This is a genomic window from Microvirga sp. GN3 (assembly GCF_055792825.1).
This window is the reverse complement of the sequence record NZ_JBVVAK010000287.1, coordinates 1-5,003: the sequence shown is the minus strand read 5'-3', so window position 1 is coordinate 5,003 and position 5,003 is coordinate 1. Positions and strand designations below refer to the sequence as shown.

Sequence of the window (5,003 nt, the reverse complement as noted above, 5' to 3'; positions counted from 1 at the left end):
CCCGCACCTTTGACGCGCTCTGGCGGGCCATCGGCGACATCTGCGATGGGGTCGAGGCTGAGGAATGCCGCAACTACTTCACCGCGGCCGGATATGGATTCGTCTGAACCGCCGTTGCTCTAGACCCGGGTTCAAGCGTCAGGTTGCCTCCCTTGAGCACCATCAGCGACCCTTGAGGTGTGGGATAGCTCTTCCTGAGATCGAAGATCTTAAGCATGGGCATGCGCGGGTTCTGCCGCATCTAACAGATATAGGCCGACGACATAAAACGGGCAGAGATTTACCCTAAGCGGACTGATCAAGATCATCCTCCTGCGCGATATCCGTAGCTGAGGTGCGGAGCGGTCGGAACCCGTCCTGCATGAGTGAGGGATCTGCCTTGTCGTCCCGCTGTAGGTCGTGTTGCCCCTACGGGGCTCCTGAGGCATCAGAGCCTGACACGGTCTCTTTGAGAGTTCGAGGTGTTCCGGTTATGAGCGTCAGTGCCGCAACAGCATAGAGCGCGAGCGCGATGCAAACAACGAGAGTAAAGCCGATGTGCATTGCAAGGATACTCGCGAGGACAGCCCCGACCACCGAGGTGCAGCCATTGATACCCCAAGCCCATGGCACCAGGTCAGGGGCCTCTGCGGATACCCGCTCCAAGCCCAGTGGAAATGGGAGACCCATCGCGAAGCCCAGGGGCGCGATCAGCACAAGGGTGATCACCGTCTTCAGTGGAGCAGGCAAGCTGACAAGGCTTGGCAGCAGGGCAGGTAATCCAATCAGATAGATCCCGGCGAATGCGATGATGCCTGCCACAGCAACCACGATGACCGCTCGTCGACGCGAAGCGAGTGGTGCCGCGATGCCACTGCCAAGACCAGCGAAGACCAGGAAGGCGGCTAAGACCACCGCAATCGCCGCAAGGGGATGGCCAAGGAACAATGTAAAGCGCTGGATGAAGCTGATTTCGATGAACATAAAACCAAAGCCGAGAGCCAAAAAGTAAAGCACAATCTGCCACCGTGCCATGGCTCCAGGCCCGCGAGACCGATGTTTGGCGCGCAATGCCGCCAGCGGCAAGAGAATGAGGAGCAGGCTCGCGATCATTGATTGCAGGAGTGTGGCGAGCACGACCAGATAGCCCGCATCCACTTGGGCCAGCCCGCCTTGAGCGCGTTGAGCCATGAGCTCGGGCAGCAGCGCCCATTTGAACGAGCGGAAAAAGTAGGGCCGGTCATCGGTCGCCGGGGTGATGTAGAACTTGTAGTCGTTCAGGAAGCGCTCCCGCGCCGGGCCAAGCAGCGCCACGGCGGCGCGGTACAGATACGGCTCGGCCCCTTGGTTGAACCGGTTCGCCTCCGCCTCGGACATGCCCGGGTACCAAGCCACATCGAAGGAACGGGCTTCGGCGAAAGCCCGGATCGCGGCGATCTCGGCGGCATTGAACGGCCCGTTCTTCATCAGAAGTGTTGCCGTGTTCCAGCTATGGATCATCGCCAGCTGAGCGCCGGGGGATGACACTCCCCCCTGCTCGAGAGCCACAGCGGCAGTGGCGAACAGCTTGATGGCATCGCGGGGCGGCGTGAGCAGCCAGCGCGCGATGGCCAGCAGCCCGCCGGGGGCGAGATGCCCGTAATAAGCCTGAAGTGCTTCCACCGTGTAGAGTGGACTTTCCCCAAGCGCCTGAACACCGGCCGCTGCCGCCGTGAAGGAGTCAAGGAGCGCCAGCTGGATCAAATCCCAACGCTGCCCACTCGCCTCGACAAAGCTGCGGGCTTCGGCGATGTGCACTGTGACACCCTCGCGCCGATAGAGCCCGCCGGCGAACGCCGAGAATGGCCCCCGCACCAAGTCGATCAGGTCGGGGTTGAGCTCAAGCGCATCGATGTGTGCTGCGCCATGGTACAGAGCGCTGAGCACGTCGGCGCCTCCTCCCGCCCCGAGGATGAGCGTGCGTGGCTTCTTGAGGAGATGATACGGCAGTGCTGTGGTTTGCTGATCGAGATAGTCGAGCGCACTCTTGTCGCCCGTCAATCGGGTGATGATGGTCAGCGCTTCGGCATCCGTGAAGACACCCATCTGCGGTGGCGGCTCCGACGTGGCGCCGAGGCTGAGCCCGGGAGCGTAACGGAACGAAACAACCGGGCTTTCGACCACCGTCAGCAGCCCCAGCGGACTAGACCGCTGCGCCAGGACACGGGCATCGGGGGCGGTCAAGGCTACGCTCAAACCCTTGTACGGTGAGGGCTGGAGCTGTAGCCATGACGGCGGCCAGGCAGCCGACGAGATTACCGCAAGGGCAGCCAACGCAGCAGCCGAACGGCGAGCGCCCCTGTCCCATGCGATCAATGCCGCCGCAACGAAGCCCAGCCCGCCAATGATCCGCAAGCAATCCTGCGGTGGGAGCACGTACAGCAGGGCGACAATCAGCAGCGCACCGGCACCGGCGCCGAGCAGATCCGCGCGATAGATCGCGGCAATCCGTTCGCTATAGTGAATGAAAGCCAGCCCGATCGCGGCACCGGAGGCGAAAAAGGGCAAGGCTAGCAACAGGTAGATCCGCGCCAGATGAAGCTGCTGGTGAACATCCCAAATCACCTCGAGTGGATTGAACGGCACCCGCTGTGCGAGCGCAAAGCCCCCGACAGTGGAGACCGCGAACAGGACGGCGCAGCCGGTGAAGCCGGGGCCAAAGGATGATGAGATGCGTGCTCCTCGTGCGAAGGCCAGGGCCGTGCCGCTGGCGCCAATCCCGAGCAGCGCCACGCTGATGATCATGTAGGCAAAATGGTGCCAGAGCAGGATCGAGAACAGGCGCGCCAGCAGGATCTCGTAGGCGAGGGCAGCGCCTGCGAGAATGCCGATGGCGACCAGGAGTGCCATGGCCCTAGCGATTACCGCCAGTCAGCGGGACGAAGTGGACAGGCAGGAGTGTGCGAGTGTGCACTTGGTCCCGGGTGTCTTTCTCGACCAGCATCAGGTTCTGAGCCATGAAGGGCGGCCCAACCGGAATGACCATGCGGCCCCCCGGCTTGAGCTGCCTGACAAGCGGCGGGGGAATATGGCTTGCGGCCGCTGTGACAATGATCGCATCGAAGGGGCTGTGTTCGGGCCAGCCGTGATAGCCGTCGCCGTGGCGCACCGTCACGTTGCCGTAGCCCAGTGCCGCCAAACGCTCCGTTGCCCGCTTGGCCAGCGCGTCCACGATCTCGATCGAGAAGACCCGGCTGACCAGCGGCGACAGGACGGCAGCCTGATAGCCGGAGCCGGTCCCGACCTCGAGCACAACATCATCCTTGTCTGGCCTCACAAGGTCGGTCATGAGGGCGACGATATAGGGCTGTGAGATCGTCTGGCCGTAGCCGATCGGCAGGGGCCGGTTGTCATAGGCTGCGGCTCGGACTCTTGTCGGCACGAACTCGTGCCGCGGCACCTGCCGCATCGCAGCCAGGACGGATGGGGCGAGGCTGCCGGTACCAAGGGGCGTGGCGAGACGGGTGGCGAGCCCCTCGATCGTATCGACCATCTTCTGCCGCGCTGTCCCATGATCCGGCTCCGCGGCTGCGGCGGTCAACAGCAGCAGAGCTGTGGCGAGCAGGACCAGCATGCGAGCCATGATCTGGGCCTCGACTGGTATCTAAAACCAACCGCTTCGCTCTTGCCGATGTTCCGGAAGCGCTTGCTTCTTACCGGCTCTACTTGGGTTTGCTACTGGCCAATTCCCGATTGGGATAGGCCATAGAGATCCAGGGCGCTCTGTTGCACGAATAGGCGATTTGGTGGCCAAGGCTGGATAGCATAGGAGGACCATGCTCTTCTGATCTCGGACATTTGCTGCGCCGTTCTAGATCGACAGCACGGGGCCGGCCGGCCTATAATGAAATGGGCTGAGATGGAGGCATGCCATGAGGCTGTCTCTCGCCGTTGCGCTCTTCCTTGCGGCCCCTCTCGGCGCGGATGCTGTCCCGCAAGCCAAGTCGAACGAGAACGACGAACCGAATAAGATCGTCCAGATGGTCACTGTCTCCGGTGCGTGCTCCAAGCTGGTTCATGCCGGGCTGGCGATGGAGGGCTGCAAGCCCGTCCTGGTGAACATGAACTACAGCACGGGGGCGAGCGCGTATTGGTTTATGACCGAGGGTACAGTTCTTTCGTTCTCCGGCGATGGTTCCCGCCGGGTTGAACAGGGACCAGATACTGTTGTCCAAGCCATTGAGACAATTATCCTGGCTGCGACGACTGGCGTCCCTGAAGAACAGGGCGAGGAGGATTCCGCAGTGGGTTTCTGTCGCTTTGGCAACCCAACCATCAAGGGCTCGACCATCGAGTGTGTGGCCCACACCCAGGCAGGCCCCTACGAGGGGGCGTTCACCACTGATGGAAATCCACCAAAACTCGAAGCCTTTCAGATCGATCAGTAATTGTCGTCTATCCCAGCATCAGCTCCGCCTGCATAGTGGAGCACTGCCAAGCGAGGGAGAATTATGGAGGTCTTCCCACGCGCGAAGGCGGGTGCTGGCGTAGGACGTGGACGAGTCGGTCCGTTGGCGATGTCACGGTAACTTTTAGTCAGAGGCTTGTGGCTTAAGAGCCGCGGTATGACCAAACCCATCAGCTACAAGCGCCACCGGTTCCCGTCCTAAATCATCGCCCATGCGGTCTGGTTGTGCTTCAGATTTCCACTGAGCCTGCGCTTGGTCGAGGAGATGCTGCTCGAGCGCGGCATCGTCGTGTCCTGTGAGACGATCCGGCGATAGGGAAAAAGTTCGGTCCGGAGTATGCCCGGCGCCTCCATCGCAAGCAGCCGAGCCCACATGACGACGCTCTGAGTTTACCAGTAAAGTTATGCACTTGATGGCAGTCGGCTCAAAGGTCAGCATTCGATGCTGATTTACACCACGCGCTCAGGGGGTGGATTGCAGGGCGGCGATGGTCTGTCGAACGCCCTCGCGCAGCGGCGTGACCGAGCCCCCGAACGTTCGCTCGAACTTGGATGTGTCCATCACGAACGGCTGCTC

Annotated in this window: 3 protein-coding genes and 1 pseudogene; 2 read left to right on the top strand and 2 right to left on the bottom strand. The window is 61.7% G+C overall.

Going from position 1 to position 5,003, the window contains the following annotated elements; translation table 11 throughout:
- Positions 1–408 precede the first annotated feature (408 nt).
- Positions 409–2,868: an SAM-dependent methyltransferase gene (locus tag ACS5Q1_RS46450; RefSeq protein ID WP_473104551.1), complete on the bottom strand. Its 2,460-nt coding sequence runs from the start codon at positions 2,866–2,868 to the stop codon at positions 409–411.
- A 4-nt stretch (positions 2,869–2,872) separates the two neighbouring features.
- On the bottom strand, positions 2,873–3,601 hold the full coding sequence (locus ACS5Q1_RS46445; RefSeq protein WP_473104550.1) for a protein-L-isoaspartate(D-aspartate) O-methyltransferase: 729 nt from the start codon (positions 3,599–3,601) through the stop codon (positions 2,873–2,875).
- 289 nt (positions 3,602–3,890) lie between these two features.
- Between ACS5Q1_RS46445 and ACS5Q1_RS46440 the strand changes: the two genes are divergently transcribed.
- Together ACS5Q1_RS46440 and ACS5Q1_RS46435 are read left to right on the top strand one after the other, a co-directional pair.
- Entirely contained in the window at positions 3,891–4,406 is a 516-nt protein-coding gene (locus ACS5Q1_RS46440) for a hypothetical protein (RefSeq protein WP_473104549.1), read from the top strand.
- A 222-nt stretch (positions 4,407–4,628) separates the two neighbouring features.
- Positions 4,629–4,804 (top strand): annotated as a pseudogene (locus ACS5Q1_RS46435) (IS6 family transposase); the annotation flags it as partial.
- Positions 4,805–5,003: the final 199 nt, after the last annotated feature.

Bases quoted from the DNA above. Each gene is read 5' to 3' on its own strand.
- ACS5Q1_RS46445 (WP_473104550.1), bottom strand. From the start codon at position 3,601: ATGGCTCGCATGCTGGTCCTGCTCGCCACAGCTCTGCTGCTGTTGACC.
- ACS5Q1_RS46450 (WP_473104551.1), bottom strand. From the start codon at position 2,868: ATGGCACTCCTGGTCGCCATCGGCATTCTCGCAGGCGCTGCCCTCGCC.
- ACS5Q1_RS46440 (WP_473104549.1), top strand. From the start codon at position 3,891: ATGAGGCTGTCTCTCGCCGTTGCGCTCTTCCTTGCGGCCCCTCTCGGC.